Source organism: Pseudomonas sp. PAMC 29040 (genome assembly GCF_003994535.1).
Lineage (GTDB): Bacteria > Pseudomonadota > Gammaproteobacteria > Pseudomonadales > Pseudomonadaceae > Aquipseudomonas > Aquipseudomonas paraversuta.
The window spans coordinates 101,856-127,172 of record NZ_RZAA01000013.1; the positions used below are offsets into that span (position 1 = coordinate 101,856).

At 58.5% G+C, this 25,317-nt stretch carries 19 protein-coding genes; 2 read left to right on the top strand and 17 right to left on the bottom strand.

All coding sequences use genetic code 11. The features are described from left to right. Positions 1 to 8 precede the first annotated feature (8 nt). Positions 9 to 1,133, bottom strand: a complete 1,125-nt coding sequence (locus WG29040_RS21130) for a M20 family metallopeptidase (RefSeq protein ID WP_127196834.1) — start codon at positions 1,131 to 1,133, stop codon at positions 9 to 11. 123 nt (positions 1,134 to 1,256) lie between these two features. Here WG29040_RS21130 and WG29040_RS21135 point away from each other — a divergent pair, with 123 nt between their 5' ends. Further along, positions 1,257 to 2,180 carry a LysR family transcriptional regulator gene (locus WG29040_RS21135; RefSeq protein WP_003439457.1) on the top strand — a complete coding sequence of 308 codons (924 nt, stop codon included), beginning with the start codon at positions 1,257 to 1,259 and terminating at the stop codon, positions 2,178 to 2,180. A 179-nt stretch (positions 2,181 to 2,359) separates the two neighbouring features. Here WG29040_RS21135 and garD read toward each other — a convergent pair whose 3' ends face one another. From garD to WG29040_RS21190, 11 genes are all read right to left on the bottom strand, one after another. After that, a complete protein-coding gene (gene garD, locus WG29040_RS21140; RefSeq protein ID WP_010656944.1) occupies positions 2,360 to 3,913 on the bottom strand; it encodes a galactarate dehydratase in 1,554 nt (517 codons plus the stop codon). Positions 3,914 to 3,924: 11 nt separating this feature from the next. Further along, positions 3,925 to 5,289, bottom strand: a complete 1,365-nt coding sequence (locus tag WG29040_RS21145) for an MFS transporter (RefSeq protein ID WP_003439453.1) — start codon at positions 5,287 to 5,289, stop codon at positions 3,925 to 3,927. A gap of 155 nt (positions 5,290 to 5,444) precedes the next feature. Further along, positions 5,445 to 6,356: a 5-dehydro-4-deoxyglucarate dehydratase gene (gene kdgD / locus WG29040_RS21150; protein WP_003439451.1), complete on the bottom strand. Its 912-nt coding sequence runs from the start codon at positions 6,354 to 6,356 to the stop codon at positions 5,445 to 5,447. A gap of 375 nt (positions 6,357 to 6,731) precedes the next feature. Beyond that, positions 6,732 to 7,478, bottom strand: coding sequence for a FadR/GntR family transcriptional regulator (locus WG29040_RS21155; RefSeq protein WP_003439449.1), 747 nt, complete (start codon positions 7,476 to 7,478; stop codon positions 6,732 to 6,734). A 112-nt stretch (positions 7,479 to 7,590) separates the two neighbouring features. Then, the gene (locus WG29040_RS21160; protein ID WP_127196835.1) at positions 7,591 to 8,367 is read right to left on the bottom strand and encodes a TorF family putative porin; all 777 of its coding nucleotides are present in this window, start codon (positions 8,365 to 8,367) and stop codon (positions 7,591 to 7,593) included. 94 nt (positions 8,368 to 8,461) lie between these two features. Further along, entirely contained in the window at positions 8,462 to 10,204 is a 1,743-nt protein-coding gene (locus tag WG29040_RS21165) for an amidohydrolase (RefSeq protein ID WP_127196836.1), read from the bottom strand. A gap of 77 nt (positions 10,205 to 10,281) precedes the next feature. After that, positions 10,282 to 11,580 (bottom strand): FAD-binding oxidoreductase, encoded by a 1,299-nt coding sequence (locus WG29040_RS21170; protein WP_127196837.1) that lies wholly within the window; start codon positions 11,578 to 11,580, stop codon positions 10,282 to 10,284. Positions 11,581 to 11,631: 51 nt separating this feature from the next. Next, on the bottom strand, positions 11,632 to 12,720 hold the full coding sequence (locus WG29040_RS21175; protein WP_003439441.1) for a polyamine ABC transporter substrate-binding protein: 1,089 nt from the start codon (positions 12,718 to 12,720) through the stop codon (positions 11,632 to 11,634). A 53-nt stretch (positions 12,721 to 12,773) separates the two neighbouring features. Next, the gene (locus tag WG29040_RS21180; RefSeq protein ID WP_010656940.1) at positions 12,774 to 14,132 is read right to left on the bottom strand and encodes a glutamine synthetase family protein; all 1,359 of its coding nucleotides are present in this window, start codon (positions 14,130 to 14,132) and stop codon (positions 12,774 to 12,776) included. 150 nt (positions 14,133 to 14,282) lie between these two features. Beyond that, positions 14,283 to 15,161, bottom strand: coding sequence for a helix-turn-helix domain-containing protein (locus WG29040_RS21185; RefSeq protein ID WP_127196838.1), 879 nt, complete (start codon positions 15,159 to 15,161; stop codon positions 14,283 to 14,285). A 1,199-nt stretch (positions 15,162 to 16,360) separates the two neighbouring features. Next, positions 16,361 to 16,843 carry an Lrp/AsnC family transcriptional regulator gene (locus WG29040_RS21190; protein WP_127196839.1) on the bottom strand — a complete coding sequence of 161 codons (483 nt, stop codon included), beginning with the start codon at positions 16,841 to 16,843 and terminating at the stop codon, positions 16,361 to 16,363. A 136-nt stretch (positions 16,844 to 16,979) separates the two neighbouring features. Between WG29040_RS21190 and WG29040_RS21195 the strand changes: the two genes are divergently transcribed. Beyond that, positions 16,980 to 17,597, top strand: coding sequence for a LysE family translocator (locus WG29040_RS21195; RefSeq protein WP_127196840.1), 618 nt, complete (start codon positions 16,980 to 16,982; stop codon positions 17,595 to 17,597). Between the two features lie 31 nt (positions 17,598 to 17,628). Here the strand turns inward: WG29040_RS21195 and WG29040_RS21200 are convergent, their stop codons facing one another. The 5 genes from WG29040_RS21200 to WG29040_RS21220 form a co-directional block, all read right to left on the bottom strand. Then, complete coding sequence (locus WG29040_RS21200; protein WP_127196841.1) at positions 17,629 to 22,317, bottom strand: AAA domain-containing protein; 4,689 nt, start codon at positions 22,315 to 22,317, stop codon at positions 17,629 to 17,631. 242 nt (positions 22,318 to 22,559) lie between these two features. Beyond that, positions 22,560 to 23,138 carry a TerD family protein gene (locus WG29040_RS21205; protein ID WP_003439429.1) on the bottom strand — a complete coding sequence of 193 codons (579 nt, stop codon included), beginning with the start codon at positions 23,136 to 23,138 and terminating at the stop codon, positions 22,560 to 22,562. Between the two features lie 37 nt (positions 23,139 to 23,175). Continuing rightward, the gene (locus WG29040_RS21210; RefSeq protein ID WP_003439428.1) at positions 23,176 to 23,751 is read right to left on the bottom strand and encodes a TerD family protein; all 576 of its coding nucleotides are present in this window, start codon (positions 23,749 to 23,751) and stop codon (positions 23,176 to 23,178) included. A 26-nt stretch (positions 23,752 to 23,777) separates the two neighbouring features. After that, positions 23,778 to 24,821 (bottom strand): TerC/Alx family metal homeostasis membrane protein, encoded by a 1,044-nt coding sequence (locus WG29040_RS21215; protein ID WP_003439426.1) that lies wholly within the window; start codon positions 24,819 to 24,821, stop codon positions 23,778 to 23,780. Between the two features lie 7 nt (positions 24,822 to 24,828). Beyond that, positions 24,829 to 25,278, bottom strand: a complete 450-nt coding sequence (locus WG29040_RS21220) for a tellurite resistance TerB family protein (protein WP_003439424.1) — start codon at positions 25,276 to 25,278, stop codon at positions 24,829 to 24,831. Positions 25,279 to 25,317 lie beyond the last annotated feature (39 nt).

Here is a 25,317-nt window from a genome sequence, read left to right on the forward strand (position 1 = left end):
CAGCCGGTTTAAAGTCTCTGGATCAGTTCAGCCAGAAGTGCGGCCCGTACTGGTAAATCCGAGATAATGATGTGTTCATGGGTAGAGTGCGGCCCTACCCCCGTAGCCCCAAGTCCGTCCAGGGTCGGGATACCGATGGCAGAGGTGAAGTTGCCGTCACTTCCTCCTCCCACCGAGGCACCTTTGATTTGAATGCCCAGTGCCTCTGCAGCCTCTTGGGCTACGGCAAAAAGTTTCTGGTTTAACGGGGTGTATTCAAGGGGAGGACGCACCAGACCACCGCTGACAGCGATCTGCGCGCCAGCCAGGCATGGTTTCATGTCTTTGACGATGGATTCAATCCGCCGGGCCTCTGCCAAACTGCTGACACGCAGGTCAACACTCAACTCTGCACTGTCGGCGATCACATTGGTACGCAGGCCGCCGTTGGCAATCCCGACATTAATGGTTGTGCCCAATTCAGGCGCATTCAGTCCATGAAGGAAAAGAATCTGCTCAGCCATTTCATGTACTGCGCTGATTCCGTCTTCGGGGTTGTTACCTGCGTGAGCTGCCCGACCTTTGATCTTGATATCGAAACGGCCTGTGCCTTTGCGCTCGATCTTCAGTTCATTGGTATGCGAGGTGGCCGGCTCAACCACCAGCACTTGTTCGCACAGACGCGCTTCACTTTCAATCCACTCACGAGAACTCGGGCTGCCGATTTCTTCATCACTGGAACATAAAAAGCGGATTTGCCGATCCCCCAGCAAGCCAAGGTCAATCAGGGCCTTGGTAGCCCAAATGGCCTGAATGAGCCCACCCTTCATATCCAGAATGCCCGGGCCGTAAAGTTTGCCTTCTTCGACCCGCAGTGAAAGACGGCCGATGTCCCAAACGGTATCAAAATGCCCGAGCACAGCCGTGCGCTTTGGCCCTTTACCCACCGTGAACATCAGATGATTTCCGTACTCCTCGCGCGCGACAACCTCCACGGTAGCGCCGATGCGCTGCGCCATGATGTCTTGCAGCACTTCACCACAGGCATCAACAGCCCGCTTGTCTGTAGAGGGGGACTCGGCAAGTACCAGTCGCTTTAAATCGGCGAGCAGAACATCGGAGTGCAGGCGAAGGTATTCTTGTACGGCGCTCATATTTTGGGCCTGTCCTGGAGGAGTAGGCCCCGAGTATGGAATGCTCTTGTGGGTTGAAAAATACGAGGGTGAACACTAGATTGTTGCCCACAGAGCAACAGTTGACGACCAGAAGGCTAAGAGATGGAGAACAGTTTCCAGGAAAAGCGCCTTGGCTACCTGCACGAAGTCGGGTTTCAAGGTGGCATTCGCAAAGCAGCCGACGTACTTGACGTAAACCCCTCCGTCATCAGCCGACAGATCGCCCTCCTCGAGCGCAGCCTGCATTTACCCTTGCTTGAACGTCGCGGACGCAATGTAGTGCTGACTGAAGCAGGCAAACTCCTGTCTGATCATTTCAGTGAAACGCAAAAACGTCGGGAAGTCCTGAGCAAACAATTGAATGACCTGCGATATATGCGCGGCGGAACCGTCTCCCTGAGAATCGGACCCGGGATGGTTGCCGACTTTGTCGCCAACGAATTGCGTGAATTCTCCAAAGTCTATCCCGACGTTTTTGTGGACATCAGTTCCGGGGATATGAGCGCCACACTGATGATGCTGGTACGCGGAGAGGTCGATATGGCGCTGTCATTCGGCCCCATCGACAACGTATCGCTGCAGCGTCGCAGTTTCACCAGAGGCCCTATTTGCGCAATTGTTCCTGAAGATCATCCCTTAAAAGAATTCACTGTCATTGCTGTCAGTGAACTGGCCAACCACAGGTTGATTGGCCTGTCTAACGCCTATGGCGTACAGCGCTATATCAATAAAATATTCGAGTCTGAAAATCAGGTATTCACCCCCGCCTATCGCTGCAACCAACAGTCTGTGGCGATCACCCTGTGCCAGGCAGGTCTTGGCGTAGCGTTCATGACCGCTCAGTCTCTGGGGCAACAGGGCAAAGATTCAAAACTGCTGGCCATCCCCCTGGATCACCCCATAGCAAGGGCCTCGCAGTGTCATATTCTGCGCAGCTCCGATCGACGACTACACCCGGCGTCAGAACATTTATGGTGGCTGCTGGTGAATTACCTGGAAAGAACCCAGACCGAAGAAACCCTGTAAAGCCCGGGCAGCGCAGGACAATTTATTGATTCAGCACCTCTGCGGCGCACTGCCCCGAGATGTGCGTGCAGGGATCAGCAAACTGTCACTGCTGACCGCGAACCGGCCGATGCCGGCCTTCGGCGGGCTGCCCAATGGACTTAACTCTTGAGACATGCGCCTGGATTGAACAGGGAACCTCAGGTAATGGGCGCCGGGTTGAACAAGGTAATGTCGTTGTGCAATTTGTGCTGTTCGGCCCAGGTGTGTTTTTTGCCGCTGGCCACATCCAGGTAGTAGTGGAACAGCTCCCAGCCCAGCTCTTCTATGGTCGCGCGGCCGGTGGCAATGCGCCCGGCGTCGATATCGATCAGGTCCGGCCAGCGCTGCGCCAGCTCGGTACGGGTCGAGACCTTGACCACCGGTGCCATGGCCAGACCATAAGGGGTGCCGCGCCCCGTGGTGAACACGTGCAGGTTCATCCCCGCGGCCAGTTGCAAGGTGCCGCAGACAAAATCGCTGGCCGGTGTTGCACAGAAAATCAGCCCTTTGCCCGTGAAACGCTCACCAGGGCCGAGCACAGCATTGATCGCGCTGCTGCCGGACTTGACGATGGAACCCAGGGATTTTTCGACGATGTTCGACAGCCCGCCTTTCTTGTTGCCCGGTGTGGTATTGGCGCTGCGATCCGCTTCGCCTTTGGCCAGATAGCGGTCGTACCAGTCCATTTCCCGCACCAGTTCCTGGGCGACGCTGCGGCTTTCGGCACGGGAGGTCAGCAGGTAGATGGCATCGCGCACTTCAGTGACTTCAGAAAACATCACCGTCGCTCCGGCCCTGAGCAGCAAGTCCGAGGCATAGCCCAGCGCCGGGTTGGCGGTGATCCCGGAAAACGCATCGCTGCCGCCACACTGCATGCCCAGAATCAGCTCGGACGCGGGCACGGTTTCACGGCGGCGCAGATCGAGTTTCTTCAGACGGGTCTCTGCCAGCGCCATGATCTGTTCGACCATTTCGCCGAAGCCGTGGCTGGAATCCTGCAAGCGGTACAACCACGGTTCGCTGAGGTCCACCGAACTGTCGTTGTCGTGCATCACCTGGCCGGCCTGAAGTTTTTCACAGCCCAGGCTGATGACCAGCGCTTCGCCGCCCAGGTTGGGGTTGCGTGCCAGATTACGCACCGTGCGGATCGGGATGTAGGCATCGGTGGCGCTGATGGCCACGCCGCAGCCGTAGCTGTGGGTTAACGCGACCACATCATCGACATGGGGGTATCGGGGCAACAGTTCATCACGGATACGCTTGACCGCGTGGTTCAACACCCCGGTCACGCACTGCACAGTGGTGGTAATCCCCAGAATGTTGCGCGTGCCGACGGTGCCGTCGGCATTGCGATAACCCTCGAAGGTGAAGCCCTCAAGAGGCGCCTGGGCCACCGGCACCTCGGTGGCCAGCGGCAGGCTGTCCAGGGGTGGCGCAGTGGGCATGCGCAGTTGGTCTTCATTGACCCAGCTGCCGCGGGCGATGGCCTGCAAGGCGTAGCCGATGGTCTGGCCGTATCGAATGACTGCGCCGCCCCGGGCAATGTCCACCAGCGTGACCTTGTGGCTCTGCGGCACAAAATCCAGGGTCACCAGGCCATCGGCAAGCTCGGTCCCGGCCGGTACGCCCTGGTCGTTGACCACCACCGCGACGTTGTCCAGGGCATGCAGACGGATAGTGCGCGGCGAGTCGGAGTGTTCAATCAAAGTCATGGCGCCGCCCTTCAAGGATGTGCTGAAACAAGTTTGGTCAGTTGTGGCCCGCTTACCGGCGGCTCTTTGAGCACCACCCGTTTGATCGGGCCAACGATAACCAGATAGCTGAACACCGCCACCAGCGCATTGCAGCCGACAAACACCAGTGCCCACTTGAACGAGCCAGTGGTGCTGATGATGTAGCCGATGACGATCGGCGTGGTGATCGAGGCAATGTTGCCGAACATGTTGAACAGACCGCCACTCAGACCGGCGATTTGTTTCGGCGAGGTGTCAGACACCACCGCCCAACCCAGAGCGCCAACGCCTTTGCCGAAGAAGGCCAGGGCCATGAAGCCCACCACCATCCATTCAATATCGACATAGTTGCAGGCCACGATGCTGGTGGACAGCAACAGGCCGCCAATGATCGGGGCCTTGCGGGCGAAGGTCAGGGAGTGGCCTTTACGCAGCAGGTAATCGGAAATCACACCGCCCAGCACACCCCCGATAAAGCCGCAGATCGCCGGAAGCGAGGCAATGAAGCCGGCTTTGAGAATGGTCATGCCGCGCTCCTGGACCAGATACACCGGGAACCAGGTCAGGAAGAAATAGGTAATGCCGTTGATGCAGTACTGGCCCAGGTACACGCCGAGCATCATGCGGTTGGTCAGCAACTGGCGGATGTAATCCCACTTCGGACCGTCGACTTTTTTACCTGTGCCCTTGTCCTGATCCATGTCCACCAGCCCGCCGTTGTCGGCGATATGCCTGAACTCGGCCTCGTTGATCATTGGATGCTGGCGCGGGCTGTGGATAACTTTGAGCCAGATCAGCGAGAACACAATGCCGATGCCGCCCATCACGATAAACACGTGCTGCCAGCCGAAGGTGTAAACGATCCAGCCCATCAGCGGAGCAAAAATCACCGTGGCGAAGTACTGCGCCGAATTGAAGATCGCAGACGCGGTGCCGCGTTCGGCGGTGGGAAACCACGCGGCGACAATACGGGCATTACCGGGAAAGGAAGGCGCTTCCGCCAGGCCCACCAGAAAACGCAGCATAAACAGCGCCACCACGGCGGTGGAGATGCCGAATTCCCCGACATAGCCTTGCAGCACGGTGAACAGCGACCAGGTGAAGATGCTCAGGGCATAGACTTTTTTCGAGCCGAAACGGTCGAGCAGCCAGCCGCCGGGGATTTGTCCGGCCACGTAGGCCCAGCCAAAGGCAGAAAAAATGAAACCCAGGGTAACGGCGTCGATACCGAGGTCTTTTTGCAGGCTTGAACCTGCGATAGCGATGGTGGCGCGGTCGGCATAATTGATCGTGGTCACCACAAACAGCATGAGCAGAATCAAATAACGGACATGCGTCGGCTTGGTCGCTGGCATGTAGATGTACTCCCACTGATTATTTTTATGCGCGGGTAACTATTTTTTATCCTGCAGGCGCGGGCTTTTAAACCTGGACAGCTCGCTCCTACAAGGTGGATCGGTGTGTCTACAACGCAAAAGGCCGCTGATTTCTCAGCGGCCTTGATTATGGGTTACTGCGGACCTTGCTTGTCGATCAAGGCGGCCAGTGCTTCGTATTCTTCCGGCAGCAAATCGGTCAGTGGCGTACGCACCGGACCTGCGGTGTAACCGGAAATGGTGGCGCCGGCCTTGACGATGCTCACTGCGTAACCGGCCTTGCGGTTACGGATATCCAGGTACGGCAAGAAGAAGTCATCAATGATCTTGCCCACGGTGGTGTGATCTTCACGGGCGATGGCGTGGTAGAAATCCATCGCGGTCTTGGGAATGAAGTTGAACACTGCCGAGGAGTAAACCGGCACGCCCAGCGCCTTGTAGGCAGCGGCATAGACTTCTGCGGTTGGCAGGCCACCGAGGTAGCTGAAGCGATCGCCCAGACGGCGGCGGATCGAAACCATCAACTCGATATCACCCAGGCCATCTTTGTAACCGATCAGGTTCGGGCAGCGCTCGGCCAGACGCTCCAGCAGCGGCGCGGTCAGGCGGCAGACGTTACGGTTATAAACGATCACCCCGATCTTGACCGACTTGCACACGGCTTCAACGTGGGCGGCAACCCCGTCCTGGCTGGCTTCAGTCAGGTAGTGCGGCAGCAGCAGCAAACCTTTGGCCCCCAGACGCTCGGCTTCTTGTGCGTATTCGATGGCCTGACGGGTCGAGCCGCCGACACCGGCGAGAATCGGCACGCTGTTGGCACAGGTATCGACTGCGGTTTTGATCACTTGCGAATATTCGCTGGCCGCCAGGGAGAAGAACTCACCGGTGCCGCCTGCGGCGAACAAAGCAGAAGCGCCATACGGGGCCAGCCATTCCAGACGCTTGATGTAGCCCTCACGGTGGAAATCACCCTGGGCATTGAAATCGGTAATCGGGAAAGACAGCAGACCGGAAGAGAGGATGGACTTCAGTTCTTGTGGATTCATTATTCGAACACCCTGGGAGCTTGTAGTAATGATAAAAACGGCAGCGCTTTCGCCGTGTCGTACGTCATCGTACAACTATAAATATAATCGTCAATCCAAATTCTTCAAATTGCCTGCACAGGGGTTCCGTTGCCGAGCCACAAACCAGAGCAAAGGCCCGTGGCACAAGGGTTTCTGAAGGTTGGCGGATGGATGAAAATTAATTCAAGGACGGATGCAGGTTGTACGAGAAGACGTCACAACCGCAACCGTAGTCGCTGACGAGGCACCAGGCTGCGAGCTTTTCGAGGGAAGCCCTGCTTCCAGGCTACGACTGCTTCGCAGCCGATCGCAGCCCCGTGCCTCGTCAGCGACTAGGGGTTCGCGGGGGTTCGATCAACCCCTTGCTTCGGCTTCTTCGTGGGCATGGCGCAGTCGTTCGCGACTGTTGGTCAGGTGCAGGCGCATGGCGGCCCGGGCGGCGTCCGAGTCCTGGCGGGCAATGGCGGTGTAGATTTCTTCGTGCTCCCGGCTCAGGCGATGCATGTACTGCTGCTGGTCATCATGGGCCAGGTGCGCAGAGTTGAGCCGGGTACGGGGAATGATGCTGGTACCCAGGTGGGTCATGATATCGGTGAAGTAGCGGTTGCCCGTCGACAACGCAATCTGTAGATGAAACTGGAAATCCGAAGCCACCGCATCACCGTCACGGGCGGTATTTTCGTTCAACGCATCCAGTGCCGCCCGCATCGCGGCCAGTTGCTCGTCGCTGCGCCGCTGGGCGGCCAGCCCGGCAGACTCGACTTCGAGGCTGATACGCAGTTCAAGAATCGCCAACACATCACGCAAAGTGACCACGGTGGCCGGGTCGATGCGAAAACCGCTCGGGCTCGGTGTGTCCAGCACAAAAGTGCCGATGCCATGCCGGGTCTCGACCTGGCCTGCTGCCTGCAAACGAGAAATCGCCTCACGTACCACCGTGCGGCTGACCCCGTGCGCTTCCATGATCGCGGACTCGGTGGGTAGTTTGTCACCTCGTTTGAGCAAGCCGTCACGAATCTGTTCGGACAGCACCGTCACCAACTCCTGCGCGAGGCTGCGGCGTTTGCGCGGAAGGCGGGGGACGTCGTTTGGGTTTTCCATGGTGAAAATCTTTCTCGGATTCAAGGGCATCGGGGCAAAACATCCACGCATGATAGCTCAAGCGGGTTGTACGATCACATGCTGAGCTTGCCGACACCCTTGCAACCCCGGTTTAGAAGGTTTTGCTGGCGCTGGCCAGCAGGGTCGCACCACACACATCGTCATAACCGGTGTAGCTCTGGCACTCGGCTTTCGACAGGCTGGTGTCGATGTAACTCAAGCCCCAGCTGACGCCGACAAAGTCGCGAGTAAGCTTGATTTCCCAATCGGTGTAGTCCGCCCGCCCCTTGCCGCTGTCGCTGAAAAAAACCTTGTCCTTGTAGTCCACATATTCATAACGCAGCTCTAAACCGAACTCTGCAGGCAACAGCGTGCGGTAGCCGACAAAAAACGTCGACAAGTCCTCGTCTTTTTTACCTTCATGAAATTCGCCGTTCTCGTCCTCGTATTCTGGACCCTGCATGTTGGTGACATATTTGCCCCCCAGTAATACACCGTACACATCCAGCACGGTCTGCACGTCGCTCTGGTTGTAGCCGCTTTCACGGGGATATTCATAACGGGTGTAGAAAGTATCCAGGCTGATGTTGTCGTTGATTTGCCAGGCATAGCCGGCGTAGTACTCGATTTCCTGGCGCGCTTTTGAGCCATAGCCGAAATTGACATTGGAGGTCCAGATACCGGCGTACAAACCACTGGCGTGGCTGAGTGTGACGGCCAGTTGCGCGGCAGGATCGCCCTTGGTTTGTGAAAGCCCGTTGGCCCGGTAATCACTGACCAGCGTGGGGGTGATCAGCAGGGAAAACTGGTCATTGAGTTCCACCGCCTGGGCGCTGAGCAATGGCGACAGGGCGAGACCGGCAAGCATGAAGACTGAGGCTGCGTTCATAGGGTTTCTCTTGTTTTTATAGAGCTGCATGGAAACTCACCCACGGCTGCGCCGGACGCCACGGGGTCGTGGCGCCAGAGGCAGGGTTTTTCAATCAGGCTTCGGGGGCGTTTACCGGCTTACCGGCGAAGTAGGTTTTCAGCACTTTGGTATCGTACAACTCGTGGTCGCCGACGTTGAACACATCACGATCGAGGATGATCAGGTCAGCCTGCTTGCCCGGTGCCAGGGAACCGATCTGTTCAGCCAGCCCCAGGGTTTTGGCAGCGTTGATGGTGTAGGCGTAAAACATGGTCTGGCGATCGACTCGTTCTTTGGCATTGAGCACGCCCATGGGGCCATCGCGAGTAACGGCCTGGCCGATGGCGTTCCACGGGTTAGGGCTCGATACCGGCCAGTCACTGGCACCCGAAATCATCGCACCCGCGTCCTGCAGGGATTTGGCCGGGTACTGATAGCCATAAGCGAAGGCACTGATATAAGGCTTGACCAGGTCAATGGTGTAGCTCTCCTCGATGGCCCACAGCAGTTGCATCGAGGCAATCACACCGAGCTGGGCAAAGCGTGGAAACTCTTTGGGATTGACCAGTTGCAGGTGGCTGATGCTATGGGCCATCGGGGTCGGATTGAGCTTGCGCGCATACTCAAAGCCGTTGAGCGACTCACGTACCGCGCGGTCACCGACTGCGTGCATGTGCACGATCCAGCCGCGCTTTTCTGCCGCGACCACCAGCTCACCGAAGTGCGCCGGGTCGATCAACAGCTCGCCATTTTTGTTGCTGTTTTTATACGGCACGATCACCGCTGCGGTTTGCCCCGGGTACTCCAGAATGCCGTCGGCAAACACCTTGATCCCGGGGAATGTGAGGTTGGGCACGCCTTCGAACTGCTTCATGACCCGGGCCAGCACTTCAAGATCGGCAGGCTTGCTTTGGGAGTTGGTGAGCATCAGCGCCGCGACGTGGGCGGTGAGCTCGCCATTTTCTGCAAGCTGGCGATAAAGCGGCAGCACTCCCAGGGTTTGCTCGGTAGCCGTGAAATCAAACAGCGCGTCACCGGGGCCAGCGTTGGAGGCCGCGTCCATCCAGGCCGTCACCCCGTATTGATTATTGACCTTTACCGCTTCGCGGGCAGCTTTGAGCATGACCTCAGGACTTGCCGGAGGAATCTGGCCCCGGACCTGGTCCCAGCGCGACTCGGCAAAAAAACCGGTTGGAGTGAAGTCTGCTTCGTGGCCCACATAGCCCTGCTCGTTGGCTGGCAGGCTTTTGACCAGGGCGGCATCAATTTTCGCACGCTTGAGCATCGCGTTATTGGCCCAGCCGGTGTGCCCGTCGATGCCGCTCAATACCAGCGGCTGATCGGCCCAGCGGCCCTGATTGAAAATTTTCCCCAGCTCCCGCGCCTGCTCCCAATAAGCAGAACTGACCCCGGCAATATTGATCACGTCGCCCGACCGCGCGGTGCCCGCCTTGTCCTGCTCGATGATCCATTGCTCAAGTTCGGGCAGCGGTTTTTCTTCGTCGAGCAAATTCGCCCCCAGACTGTTCAGACCGGCGCTCACCGGATGACTGTGGGTATCAATCATCCCGGGCATCAGCACCTTGCCTGCCAGGTCGACACGCTGGGTGCCGCTGTCGGCCAGTGCCTGGATTTCGGCATCACTGCCCACCTTGCTGATTTTACCGTTTTCCACCGCCACGGCGCTGACCAAGGGCTGACCCGGCACGCCGGTGAATACCTTGCCATTGATGAACACCAGGTCGGCAGCGGCCAGAGCTGGCAAAGACGGCAACGCGAACAGCGCGGCCAGCACACAGGGGGTAAATCGCTTCATGTGAAGGTCCTTTGAGGATTTTCTTGTTGTTGTCAGACACACCCTTCGGGAGCTGGCAACCAGCTCCCGAAGGGTGATTAATGCCCTGCTATTTCCTTGAGCCGGTACCACAACATGCCCAGCGCCAGCAGCGGTGAACGCAGGTGCTTGCCCCCCGGGAATGTCATGTGTGGCACGCGGCTGAACAGTTCGAAACCATTGCTCTGTTCAAGGCTGATCGCTTGCGCGACCAGGCGCGCCGCCATATGCGTGGTGTTGATCCCGTGCCCGGCATACGCCTGGGCATAAAACACGTTGGGATGGGCCTGCAACCGGCCGATCTGCGGCAGCCGGTTGGCACCGATGCCGATCATGCCGCTCCACTGGAAGTCGATGCGCTTGCCCGCCAGCTGCGGGAAGACCTCCAGCATTTTCGGGCGCATGTAACCGGCGATGTCCTGCAAGGTGCGCCCCGAGTAATGGCACGCGCCCCCGAACAACAGGCGTCGGTCAGCCGACAACCGATAGTAATCAAGCCCTACCCGCTGATCGCACAAAGCGCGATTGTCCGGAATCAGCGCACTGGCCAGCTCCTCGCTCAAGGGTTCGGTGGCGATGACATAGCTGGCGGCGGCCAGCACCTTGCCACTGAGTGCCGGCTCCAGCTCGCCCAGATGGGCATTGCCGGCGAGTACCAGGGTTTTGGCCCTGACCACGCCGCTGGCGGTATGGACCCGGATCTGCGGGCCATATTCGATACGGGTGGCGGCACTGTTCTGGTACAACCTGACGCCCAGTTGCTGAGCTACCCGGGCTTCGCCCAGTGCCAGATTGAGCGGATGCAAGTGCCCCGAGCCTTCATCAGTCAGCCCGCCGAGGTAGCGATCGGAACCCACCACCCGGTGCATGTCAGCGCGCCCGATCAGCTCGACCTTGTGCCTGTAGCCCAGCCTGTGCAGCGACTCTTGCTCGGCGATCAGGTTTTCAACATGGCGCGGGGTATTGGCCAGCTCGCAGAACCCCCAGCGCAAGTCGCAGTCGATGGCATGTTTTTCGATGCGCTGACGCACCAGATCCACTGCGTCCAGGCCCAAATGTTCCAGCACTCTGACGCCTTCACGGCCGATGGTTTTTTCGTGCGCATCCAGATCGTGACCCACCCCGCGAATCAACTGCCCGCCGTTACGGCCACTGGCACCCCAGGCGACTTGATGCGCCTCGAGCACGATCACCGAATGGCCGCGCTCCGCCAGTTCAATCGCGGTATTCAACCCGGTAAAACCCGCGCCGATGATGCACACGTCCGCCTCGGCCTGCCCCTCAAGTACCGGGCAAGTGAGCTGCTGATTGCGGGTGGCGTTGTAATAGGTATGCGGTAAAGACAGCATGGACGTCATAAAGAATTTGCCTGCTCAGTGACCGGGCACCCCTGGGTGCCCGGCACAGGATTAACGACCGGACTTGAACTTGTTCCACGAGCGCGTCATCCAGCGCATAAGGTCAGGTGGCAGCTCCGATGACACATAGAGCTTGGCCTGCACCGACTCGGGCGGGTAGATCGACGGGTTGTGGGTAATTTCATCACTCATCAGGGCCGTGGCCTGGGTGTTGGCATTGGCATACCCCACGTACTCGCTGATTTTGGCAATCACCTCGGGTTGCAGCAGGTAATTGATAAACGCGTGGGCCTGCTTGGGGTTCTTGGCATCGGCCGGGATGGTCAGCATGTCGAACCACAGATTGCCCCCCTCTTTGGGCACCACGTAGGCAATGTTCACCCCGTTGCCCGCCTCTTGCGCACGATGGATGGCCTGGTACACGTCTCCGGAATAACCGAAGGCGATACAAATGTCGCCGTTGGCCAGGTCGGTCACGTATTTGGAGGAATGGAAGTAGCTGATATAGGGCCGCAGTGGCTGCAGTTTTTTCTCGGCGACCTTGTAGTCCTCAGGCTTCAGGCTGCGGGCGTCGAGCCCCAGATAGTTGAGCATCGACGGCATCACTTCGTCGGCGGAGTCCATAAAGGCAACACCGCAGCTTTTGAGTTTCTTCAGGTTTTCAGGCTCGAACAGCACGCTCCAGGAGTCTATTTTGTCGATGCCAAGCACCTGTTTGACCTTGTCGACGTTGTAGCCAATGCCATTGGTGCCCCACAGATAAGGCACCGCGTACTCATTGCCCGGGTCGTTGGCTTCCAGGCGCGCCAGCAACACCGGGTCAAGATTTTTCCAGTTGGGAATCTGGGACTTGTCGAGTTTCTGGAACACCCCGGCCTTGATCTGACGCCCCAGGAAGTGGTTGCTCGGCACGACCACGTCGTAGCCGGTGCGCCCGGCCAGCAACTTGCCTTCCAGGGTTTCGTTGGAGTCAAACACGTCATAAACCGGCTTGATCCCGGTCTGATGCTCAAAGTTCACCAACGTGTCTTCGGCAATGTAGTCCGTCCAGTTATAGATATTGACCACGTCTTGCGCCGACGCCTGGCCAGCAAGGCCGCAAAGTGCCGCGAGCGTCAGTTTCAGGGCGATACGTTTCATCCACATGTCCTTTCTCTGAGTACATTTTGCAATGCTTTGGCCGCAGGTACGGCCTACACGCTGAACAGCAGGAACTCGCGTTCCCAGGAACTGATGACCTGTTTGTAGTTCTCGTGCTCGACGCGCTTGACCGCGACAAAGCCCTTGGTGAAACGCTCACCCAGATATTTTTTCGCCATGTCCGACTGCTCCATGCATTCCAGCGCAGCTTCCAGGGTCAGCGGCAGGCGCAGGTTGCGCCGTTCATAGCCGCGGCCGACCACCGGCGCGCTCGGTTCGATACCCTCGACCATACCGGCATAACCGCAGAGCAGACTGGCGGCCAGGGCCAGATAGGGGTTGGCATCGGCACCGGCCAGGCGGTTTTCCACGCGGCGGTTCTGCGGATCGGAGTCCGGCACGCGCAGGCCGACGGTACGGTTTTCTTCGCCCCATTCCACGTTCACCGGGGCCGAGGTATCGGGCAGGAAGCGGCGGAACGAGTTCACGTTGGGGGCGAACAGCGGCAGGGTTTCAGGGATGTATTTTTGCAGGCCGCCAATGTGATGCATGAACAGCTCGCTCATGCTGCCATCGGGATTGGAGAACACCGAAACTCCGGTCTCCAGATCGACCACGCTCTGGTGGACATGCATGGCGCTGCCCGGTTCACCGGTCATCGGCTTGGCCATGAAGGTGGCGCTGACGTCATGTTTGAGCGCCGCTTCACGCATGGTTCTTTTGAAAATAATGATCTGGTCGGCCAGGGACAGCGCGCCACCGTGACGGAAGTTGATTTCCATCTGGGCAGTGCCTTCCTCGTGAATCAGAGTGTCCAGATCCAGCCCCTGGGCTTCGCTCCAGTCATACATGTCTTCAAACAGCGGATCGAATTCGTTGGTGGCCTCAATTGAATATGACTGGCGCCCGGTCTCCTGGCGGCCCGAACGGCCGACCGGGGGTTTCAACGGATAGTCCGGGTCAGGGCTGCGCTGGGTCAGGTAGAACTCCATTTCCGGCGCCACGATCGGCTTCCAGCCACGGGCGGTATAGAGGCTCAGGACTTTTTTCAGCAGGTTGCGCGGCGACAGCTCGATGGCGTTGCCCTGCTTGTCATAGGTGTCGTGAATCACCTGGGCGGTGGGCTCGGAGGCCCAGGGCACGATAAACACGGCGTCCTGATCCGGACGGCAATGCATGTCGATATCTGCGGCATCCAGCAACTCGTAGTAAATATCGTCTTCGACGTAATCCCCGGTAACGGTCTGCAACAGGACGCTCTCCGGCAGGCGCATGCCCTGCTCGTTGAGGAACTTGTTGGTCGGCGATATTTTGCCCCGTGCGATACCGCTTAAATCAGAGATGAGGCACTCAACTTCGGTGATTTTGTTTTCTTTTAGCCAATGGCTGAGTCGATCCAGATTGCCTTTCATAACGCCTCTTACAGGAATTTGACTGGGCGCCACATGACGACCCGGTTCCATGCTGCAAGGCGATAGTGCAATCGTGGGCAGGAGGGCTTCTATCCGATTTGCGCTTTTATTAACGCCCCATTTTGGGGCGTCAGAGGAACTCAGGCGGCGTCAGCGAGGGCGCAGCAAGGTCTGGCTGGGCAGTTCGCCAAACAGGCTGCGGTAGGTCTGGGAGAAACGCCCCAGGTGCCAGAAAGACCAGCGCATGGCGATTTCCGCCACCCGGGTATCGCCAGGGGTGCAGCGCAGCAAATCCCGGCGGGCGAAATTCAACCGCCGCAAGCGCTGCCACTGGCTCGGCGAAACCCCGGCGAAAGAAGTGAAGCTGTGCTGCAACTGGCGAACGGAAACGCCGACCCCCTTGGCCAGGTGCAATACATCCAGGTGTTCCTGGGGGCTGGCCATGACCAGATCAAATACTCGCTGTATCAGCCGCCGATCATGGGCAAGGTGTTTCTGGCTGGTGCGGTCCGGCGCCTGGCTGGGGCAGTCGAGGATATACAGGCAATCGTCGACCAGTTGCTGCGCCAGGCTTTCCTCGATCAGGGGCGAGTGCTGGGTGGCCAGCTGCTGCAATGTACGGCTCAACCAGCGGCCAAAAACCTGGCTTTGCTGAGACACCAGCTGCGTCAGGAACAGGCCGTCCATGTGGCTCAGGTTATCGAGCTGGCTTAAATAGCGGGGGCCGATCACGACTCCGACTTCCTGATAGTTCTCGGGGGTGATCCAGGTGTTTTGCGTGTCTTCATTGAGCAGATACAGGGAGCCGTTACGCGTATCGAAACTGAAGACCAGTGAGTCTGCCGGCGCTTGAAAATGCTGCTCGATGCGCGTGTTCATGCGTTCTTCATAGGCTTCAATGCCATTGAGCTGCATGTGCACCACTGCACCGTGGAAACAGCCCGCGGACATTTGCTGGTAATGCTCATGCCAGCCCGCGATGACTAATTGCTGATCCACATCCGCCGTGTCATGGGATTGAATCTGCATACGGCTGCCCTTCCTTGTGCCCGGGTCCAAGCCAACGGGACACTGCCAGTAATAATTATTATTGGCGCACCTTAGCCTAATGCCCACCAGTAAAGAAACACCCAAAAGGGCCATGCGCGGGTCTGGCTTGCCCGGGATTGGCTGTACGGGGCCAAGAGTAAAACCGCGTCGCCTGCATCGCTGGCAAGCCAGCTCCCACAGAGGGGCTTGTGAAGCTGAGAGCTTTTTGTGGGAGCTGGCTTGCCAGGGATTGGCTGTGTGGCCATGCCTTCTCCCACAGGGGGCTTGTGAGGCTGAGAGCTTCTTGTGGGAGCTGGCTTGCCAGGGATTGGCTGTGTGGCCATGCCTTCTCCCACAGGGGGCTTGTGAAGCTGAAAGCTTTTTGTAGGAGCTGGCTTGCCAGCGATTGGCTGTGTGGGCATGCCTTCTCCCACAGGGGACTTATGAAGCTGAAAGCTTCTTGTGGGAGCTGGCTTGCCAGCGATTGGCTGTGCGGGCATGCCTTCTCCCACAGGGACTTGTGAAACTGAAAGCTTCTTGTGGGAGCTGGCTTGCCAGGGATTGGCTGTGTGGGCAAGCCTTCTCCCACTGAGACTTGTGAAACTGAAAGCTTCTTGTGGGAGCTGGCTTGCCAGCGATTGGCTGTGTGAGCAAGCCTTCTCCCACTGAGACTTGTGAAACTGAAAGCTTCTTGTGGGAGCTGGCTTGCCAGGGATTGGCTGTGTGGGCAAGCCTTCTCCCACTGAGACTTGTGAAACTGAAAGCTTCTTGTGGGAGCTGGCTTGCCAGCGATTGGCTGTGTGAGCAAGCCTTCTCCCACTGAGACTTGTGAAACTGAAAGCTTCTTGTGGGAGCTGGCTTGCCAGCGATTGGCTGTGTGAGCAAGCCTTCTCCCACAGGGGCTTGTGAAGCTGAAAGCTTTTTGTGGGAGCTGGCTTGCCAGGGATTGGCTGTGTGGGCATGCCTTCTCCCACAGGGACTTGTGAAACTGAAAGCTTCTTGTGGGAGCTGGCTTGCCAGCGATTGGCTGTGTGGGCATACCTTCTCCCACAGAGGGCTTGTGGAGCTGAAAGCTTTTTGTGGGAGCTGGCTTGCCAGCGATTGGCTGTGTGGGCATGCCTTCTCCCACAGGGGGCTTGTGAAGCTGAAAGCTTTTTGTGGGAGCTGGCTTGCCAGCGATTGGCTCGCCGGCATTGCGGTCACGCTTTTGGGCCTTTGACCGGCCAGGCCATGAACGGCTTGATTTCCTTGAGTACAAACATGCTCTGCATCTCTTTGATCCCTGTCAGGCGCCGGATCACCGACATGGCAAAGTCGGCAAAGGTGTCCAGGTCCCGCGAGACCACTTGCAACAGAAAGTCCGCGTCGCCACCAATGCTGTAGCAAGCCACCACGTCTTCGAGGGCCATGACTTCCTGCTCGAACTTGCGGGCTTCGACTTCGCTGTGACGATCAATGGTGACCCGCACAAACACCAGCACCCCCAGCCCGATCTTGCGGCGGTCCAGTACCGCGCGATAACCCTGAATCACTTTGTGCTCTTCAAGCTGGCGCACCCGGCGCCAGCAAGGCGAGGCCGACATGCCAATGCCATCGGCCAGGGTCTGGTTGGTCGTGCGCCCATCCTGCTGCAAGGCCGCGAGAATTCTGGCGTCGATTGCGCTTAAAGCCTGCTCGGTCATAAATACCTTCCCATGGTTTGTTCAGGGTAAATCTGACCCAAAATCCAGCAGCCGACAACTTGAATAGACCAATTTATCCTGGGTCCGGGAGATATGCTTATTTGCACAAACTCTCTCCCAAGGATGCCTTCGAATCATGCTGGAATTTTCTCAGGTACTCACGTACACCGCCGCCCTCGCTGTTGCCGCGGCTATCCCCGGGCCCGGCATGGCGGCACTGGTGGCCCGCAGCGTGAGCGGCGGTGCCTTGCCCGGCTTCAGTTTGCTGCTTGGCTTGATTCTGGGGGATTTGATTTATTTATCGTTCGCAGTATTTGGCCTGAGCCTGGTCGCCCAACACTTCGATACCTTGTTTGTACTGGTACGAATATGTGCTGCGCTGTATCTGGCTTATCTGGCCTGGCAGTTCTGGAGGGCGCAACCCCAGCCCGTCAACGTGGGCAAGCCGCTGAACAGACAAGAGCTGTTCAGCGCCTGGCTCTCAGGCCTGACCATCACCCTGGGCAACCCGAAAACCATTGCCTTCTATCTGGCGCTACTGCCGCTGGTGATCAACCTGGAGTCGGTGTCCCTGCAAGTCTGGGGCGTCATGCTGGTGCCGCTGACCATTGCTGTTTTATTTATGGTCGGCGGCCTGTTTGTGCTGGGCGCGGTGCGCATCCGCCATATGCTTGCCAGCCCCCGGGCCCAACGGGGGCTGTTCAGGGGGGCGGCGATCATCATGCTCGGCGCCGCAGCGGCCATGCTGGTTTAGGCCACCTGACACCGGGCGCGCACCGCTTCGCTCAGGCCATCTGCGGGGCAGACAAGTCCGGTTGGGGATCACTGGTTGCCGGGCCATCCGGCACCCAGAACAGGAACGGATCTTTGGCCGGACGATGGTCGTAAGGGCGCACTGCACCCTCCCCGCCGGCGCGCTTGAATCCATACACCTGACGCCGCTCGACATGAATGCTCGGGGCCGCGCCTTCACCACTGCACGGTTCGATATTCATGGCCTTCAAGGTGCTTAGCAGGTCGTCAATAATCAGCTGCCGATTGAGGGTGAAGGCCGATGCAAAACAGCGCCAGAAACGCCACCCGGCACGTTCCAGAATGCGCTGGCGGCGCATGTCGCTGTCCCAGCGGTCGGGGCCGTGGAAGCGGTCGCCGTCACACTCGATTGCCAGGCGACTGTCGTTGTCGCCTTCGACCACCATGTCTATGCGGTAAGCGCCCACGCCGACCTGCGGAATCACCCGGTAGCCGCGCCGGGTCAGTTCATCGTACATGTCACGTTCAAAACCGGACTCGCACAACTCGCGCAAATCGCTGACCTGTTCGGCATCCTGAGTAAAGGGGGTTTCGAAGTGCTCAATCAGACCACGGCGCAAAGTATCGACTGCGCTGAGGTCGGTGAGCTCGACACTGCGCACCAGGTACATGCGGTCCCGCGCCCGGGACGCCGCCACGTTGAAGCGCTGGGCAATCGAGTCGCGGCTGTTGGCAAAGCAGTCGCCGGGGGACGCGACCAGCGAAAGGAACATCACGTCGCGCTCCTTGCCCTGGAAAGTGCGTGCATCGCCACAGCTGATCTGGAACCGGGTGATGACTTCTTCGCCCAGTTCCCGGGTCAGGGTTTGCATGATGGTTTGTGCTTGCTCGGCCCCCAGTAGCGAGACCACGCCGATGCTGCGCCCGGCGATCTGCGGCAGTGCGATCAAACGGCGGATCTCCTCGACAATCACATTGGCTTCACCGAGGTTCAACTTGCCCTTTTTCACCCCGTCCATGACCAGCAGATCAATGAGCGGCGGGTCCAGACGCTCGGTCATCAGCGGCAGGCGCAGAGGTTTGAGTTCGTGGTTATAGAACTCGCGCTTGGAGTACTCGATGATCGGCGCCACGCAGCGAAAGTGCTCGCGCAACATGGTGCCGCTCTTGGCAAACACCACTTTGAACAGGTCGTACAATGAGCGCTCGGGTGACATCAACGGTCGGTAGAGCCCGACTTGATTGCCCAGAAAGCGCGTCATCATATTCTGCACCCGCTCCTCTTCCATGCCGATACCGTCGGGGGAAACCTGCTTGTCGTCGCCCACCACCAGCACTTTCCTGGCCCGCAACAAGGCCGGTAGCGCGCTCAGGTCGGATTGCGAAGCTTCGTCGATAATCACCAGGTCGAACGCGCCATACTGCGCTGGCAGGCTCTCGCAGATCCGGTAGTGCGGCATGATCCAGCAAGGAATCGCCGAAATGGCCACATCGGCAGCCAGTCGCGCATCCTGTCGATAACGTCCGGCCCGGACGCCGGTGCCCTTGCCAATTTTGCGAATTGCCGTGCGGTACAGCTCCAGCGCGGCCCGGACACTCGGGGTAGCGTTTTCTGACAGTCGCAGCCAGGTCCGCTTGACCACCGCATCCTGATACAGGCGCGACAGGCTCAGCTCCAGCTCTGCGCGCAATTTAAACAGCCGCTTGAGATCTTCGCGCCCGTCGATGCTGTCCAGGTAACTGGCCAGCCGGCTCAGGCGCCATATCTCCAGGCAGTTGTCCGGGAGCAAGGCATCCACCGGCCCGGTGCACGGCTCTTCTCGTAACCGGGCCGCCCAGATCAGGCCACCGCTTTGGGCAATAACCGTGGTCACCTGCTGCACCGTATCGAGGGCGTCCGTGAGCGCCAGGACGCCGCGCAACTGATCCATCAATTCCGACCACTGCACCTGTATCTCAGCCACCTGTACGTCCGGCTGGCCGAGGCTCAGGTCCAGGAACCCTTGCAAGCGTTCGCTCACGGCACCGCCACAACCGGCCAGTGCCTTGTTAAAGGTTTCCTTGATTACCCAGGTGGCTGCCAGCCGCTGGCGCATCAGGTGATGACGCAAAATGCTTTCACCCTGGCCCAGTACCGCCTCGTCAGTGCGCAGGTTGTTCACCTGTGGCCACTCCGGGAGCAGCTGGCGCAGTTCGGTCTGAGCACGGCTCTCCCAACGTTCGGCGCGCACAATATCGTCAAACTGCTCAATCGCCCGGGCAGCCGCCGGCAGTTGCTCGGCATCGGCCTCGAACAGCGGAAGCGGCATTTCGGCGGCCAGCGCATTCCAGCGCAGCAGCAAGGTGCGACTGTGCTGCTGAAAGTGCACGAACCCTTGCACATGGGCCCAGTCCTGATCGCTTTGCGGCTTGCTGCCGAGCACCACAATGGTGTCCAGCAACTGCTTTTGGCTGCCCTTGCCGATCAGGCCGGACAACCCGAACGGACGGCGCCCCTGGGCCAGGTTATCGATGGCGGCCAGTACCTCAGGCTGCGTGTGCAGCTCGAACGGCAGGCTCACCGGCCGTGCCACAAATGCTTTGCGCCCCGCGAGGGTGTCCTCGATTTCGACCTTCAGGCTGTCGAAAAGCGCCAGCACATCATTGTTGGCGTTGCGCATAAACCAGGCCTGCATGGTTGGCACCCAGCCCTGTTGCGCAGCCGTGATAGCGGTGCGCAAGGCCTGCAAGTGGCCGATGTGTTCGAGCAAGGCCTGCACCTGCTCCAGGGTCGGCCCACTGCTGTCCAGCAGTCGCGGCACTTCGCCGATGCTTTCCTTGTGTTGCAGCTGGCTTTCCTGCGCCAGATCCTGATGGACCTGAATCAATGTCTGCGCATCCGGGAAATCGGCCAGTTGCGGCACCTTGTGCCCCAGATAAGACAACCCGTCCTTGAGCTCAAGCCGCGCCTCGCGCACGGCGATGATGTCTTGCAGGGTGAACAGCGCACGATGTTCTGCGCCAATGCCGAGCCGGTCAGCAAAGCTGTTTATTTGGTCCTGGGCAGCGGCCACCTGTAACGCGGCGTGGGTGGGGCTCAGCCGTTCACCGTCGATTTCCAGCTCTGAAAGATTACGCTCGGCCCACTGGGTGATCTCACGATCAACGGCGGATATCTGACCGTGGAGCGTGTTGATTTCATCATCAATCTGGCCGATTTCGCGCTTGTACAGCGCGCGGTCAATTCGTTGCACCTCAGCCGAAATCTTCTGGATCGCGAACTCGAACTGCTTCATGCCGTCCGCTTCGCTGCTCAGCAAGCTGATCGCCAGCGGACGAATGTCTTCGGGGAGTTTCTCCTGCAACACGGCCAGCGCCGGATCCTTCATGGACGTCACCAGTACCCGCTTGCCATTGGCCAGGTAATGACTGATGACGTTGGCGATGGTGTGGGTCTTGCCGGTGCCGGGCGGCCCTTGCACCACAACCCCGTCGTGCACCTCCAGCAACTGGATGATTTGCACTTGCTCGTCGTTGTAAGGCTTGGGGAAGTACAGCTCGTGCACTTTTGACGCGCCAGCGTCAGCACCCTGGGTGCCGCTGACATAGGACAAGCCGCGAAACGGCGGCAGAACCACATCCTCAAGCACGTTTGAAGGCTCGGTCAAAATCGCCTGCAATGCCGGCGGCAAATGCTCCAGGTCCTCGATCCCGGCGTCAAAGCGGCCCAGGTCCTCAATAAACATATTGCTGTCGCGGGCGCGGGCAAACAGGGTCCAGGTATCAGTGACGCACAAGTGCTCGGCAGCCTTGGGCACAGAGCGGTCCCCGTCGGCAATCGTCACCGGCAGGAACTGCCCCTGGGCATCGAGCAATGACGATGCCGAACGGATCACCGGGTCGTAGCTGGAAGAATTGAACGGGCTGATTCCCGCCTGATCCTTCTTGAAGAAATCCTTGGCCAGCTTGTCCAGGGCACCGACACCGGCGATATCCGCGGCCACATAGGCGTCCACTTCAAGACGCGGCTCGGCGACCCGCGGGCGCACTTCGAGGGCCATGCTGTCCGGGTTGATATCGATCTCGACCAGTTGACTGATCAGCGGGTAGTGGATGACGCCGATCTCGGGATGCTCCCACGTCGAAACGCCCATACCCCACACCAGTTCCAGCTGTGCGTCTCCCAGGTTGCCCTGCATCTGCTGCACCAGCAAAAACAGCTCGGCGTAGAGCTCGATACTTTTGCGCCGCTGCTTTTCCTCTTGCGCCCACAGTCGCCAGGCAGTCTGGCTGTAGGACTTGAGCTGAGCCTTGATTTCACCGGCATCCAGGCAGTCTTCCAGATTGACCCACTCATCCTCGGCGGACTCTTCACTGCCGGGAGTGGCGGTGAGCGATGCCGGTTCGGTCAGGACGCCACTGGCGCGCAACGCCTCGCGTGCTACCCGCTGCTTGAGCCCGGGCTCGATTTGCGGCGTGCCCTTGAGCTCGATCCACAGCCCCAGCAACGGGCTGAGCGGCACAGGTGGCCGGGTCTCGTGCAAACGCTCGAGCCGAAGCCAGATTTCATCTTCATCGCCCACGTGAACATCCAGGCTGACACCCGGTAGTGAGCGCAACTTTTCTTCGCTGGCACTGAATGTGTTGTGCTGGCTGACGGTTAACGCGGGGCGCTTTTGCATGAGCGCGGTCTGTTTGACGAACTCAATCAGACTGGCGAGACGTGCACGTACTGTATCCATGTCGGGGCTGAACCACTTCGATAAGAGGGCGCGGTAGTGACTGAAAAAACCTGAAGGCGCCGAAAAAGGTGAAAAACTTACAAGTGCCGACACGATACAGAGGTTCAGGTTGTATTCAGATACATCATTTTGTAAAAACCGGCAGGAGCGAGCTTTGTTAACCAGCTCGCTCCTGCAGGGTCAGGCAGGCATAAAAAAGGCCCTCCCCGTTACCGGGGAGGGCCTTTGGTGTAACGCCGGGCTTAGCCCAGGTTAACCCCAAAGTTCGATGCCAACGGTGCCAGACCGCCTGCAAAGCCCTGGCCGATTGCCTTGAACTTCCACTCTTCGCCATTGCGATACAGCTCGCCGAAGACCATGGCGGTCTCGGTGGATGCGTCTTCGCTCAGGTCAAAACGTGCCAGCTCTTTGTTATCCGCTTTGTTCAGTACGCGGATGTAAGCGTTCGACACCTGGCCGAAGTTCTGCTTGCGGCCATCAGCGTCGTGGATGGTCACGGCGAAAGCCAGTTTCTTGGCTTCTTGTGCCAGACCAGCCAGGTTGACGTTGATTTGCTCGTCGTCGCCTTCGCCAGCGCCCGAGCGGTTGTCGCCCTGGTGCACGACGTTGCCGTCCGGTGAGGTTTTATTGTTGTAGAACACAAAGCTGCCGTCGTTCAGCACTTTGCCGCTCTCGCCAACAATAAATACCGAGGCGTCCAGGTCGAACTCGGTGCCGTCGGTGACACGTGGATCCCAACCCAGGCCAACAATTACTTCTGTCAGGCCAGGTGCTTCTTTGGTCAGGGAGACGTTGCCGCCCTTGCTCAGACTTACTGCCATGTTCGTGAACCCTTATATAGAAAGATGGATGGGTCGATTAAAACTTCAGACCGAAGCTTTCAGCCAATGGCTTGAGGCCACCGTTGAAGCCCTGGCCTACAGCGCGGAATTTCCATTCGGCGCCATTGCGATACAGCTCGGCAAAGATCATTGCGGTTTCGGTGCTGGCATCTTCCGCGAGGTCATAGCGAACAACTTCGTTGTTGTTGTCCTGGTTGACCAGACGGATGAAGGCATTGCGCACCTGACCGAAGTTCTGCTTGCGGGCGTCAGCTTCGTGGATGGTCACAGTGATCGCGATCTTGTCGATCTCGGCAGGGACTTTGGACAGGTCGATCTTGATCGCCTCGTCGTCGCCGTCGCCTTCACCGGTACGGTTATCGCCGGTGTGCTCAACCGAGCCGTCGGTGCTTTTGAGCTGGTTGTAAAAAATGAAATCGGAGTCAGCGCGTACTTTGCCGTCAGCCTTGAGCAAGAAAGCGCTCGCATCCAGGTCGAAGTCTTGACCATCGGTGGAACGAGCGTCCCAGCCCAGGCCCACGAGGACTTTAGTCATCCCCGGAGCTTCTTTGGACAGGGACAGGTTGCCGCCTTTGGAAAGGGAAAGTGCCATGTGTAATTCTCCTTAGTAATGTGCGATCAAGCGTTCGTGTCGTTTTTAACGTCGGACTGCTCTTCTTTACCGGGAAACATGATGCTGGCCACAACACCGATGGCCAGTACCACCAACACCACGATCAGGCTGGTGTTTGGATCAATTTCATAACCATGGCCAAACAGGTGATCGGTTGCGTTCAAGGCCAGCTTGCCGGCGATAAAGAACAACAGCGCGATAACCGATTTCTCCAGGTGAACCAGGTAGCGCTTCAGCGCTTCGAGGACAAAGTACATGGTCCGCAGGCCAAGAATGGCGAACATCATGGCCGAGTACACGATCAACGGTTCACGGCTCACTGCGATGACTGCAGGTACGGAGTCGAAGGCGAACAAAATGTCCGAAACCTCGACCACTACCACACACAGAAACAGCGGTGTCGCGAACAAGGTGCCTTTGGCAGCCAGGGTCATTCCCTTGTTCTGCGGCTTCGTGATCTCTTTTTCAAGCTCTTTGCGCGAAACAAAGAAATTATGTCCGTGCAGCTTCGGCCAGACCGGGAACAGTTTTTGCGCAAAGCGGTAGGCCATGTGCTTGGAGTAATCCTCCTCTTCATCCTCTTCCTTGCTGCGCAGCATCATGATTGCGGTCCAGGCCACAACCACCGCGAACAGCACTTCGACCCAGGGACCGAACGCCAGCAGGCCGGTACCGATTGCCACAAAGATCAGGCGGAAGACGATGGCACCGATGATGCCCCAGTACAGAACGCGGTGACGCAGCGCGTCAGGCACCTTGAACCAGGCAAAGATGGCCATGAACACGAACAGGTTGTCGACGCTGAGCACTTTTTCCAGCGCATAACCGGTAACGAACAGACTGGCCACGCTCGGACCGTGGGCGTAGTACAGGTAGCCCGCGAACGCGAGCGAGATCAGCACCCAGAACACCGACCAGACGGCGGCGTTGGTCAGCGTGACCGGTTTATCGCTTTTGTGGGTAAACAGGTCGACTGCCAGAGCAATGACCGCTAGCGCCACAAATACAGCGATGGTAGTTGGCGGAAAGCCAATTGCCGTGTTTTCCATGATGTCCTCAGAGATCAAAATCGCCAGGGTTCAACCCCAGCTCATTGCAGATAGTGCGGCAAGCAGCCCGCTCACTTTCATCGAAGTTGCCGTCGGCGCTACCGATTGCGCAGCAAACACGCACCAGCAGACGGGCAGCATCTTCTTTTTTTCGTAACTGACCGATCGACTTCAGGGCTTCTGCGCGACCGATCTGCTGATCGAATTCAAACTTGTCGCAGACCTCGTTGAAGGACTTGATCACGTCTTTAACGTCAAAGGCCTTCAATTCGTTTGAGTTCTGGATGAACCCGACCATCTTCTGCTTTTCGTCGCTGCTGATGTTGCCATCAGCTGCCGCCACCAGTGCGCATCCGGAAACCACGGCTTCCATGAACTCACGGTTTTTAAATTTGCTGACTTCCGCCGAAAGCTTGTCACGGGCGGCGGTTGCGTTGGTTTTCAGCCATTCAAGCATTGGGGTCACCTTGTCAGAAATTGAGTGAATGCCGCCAGC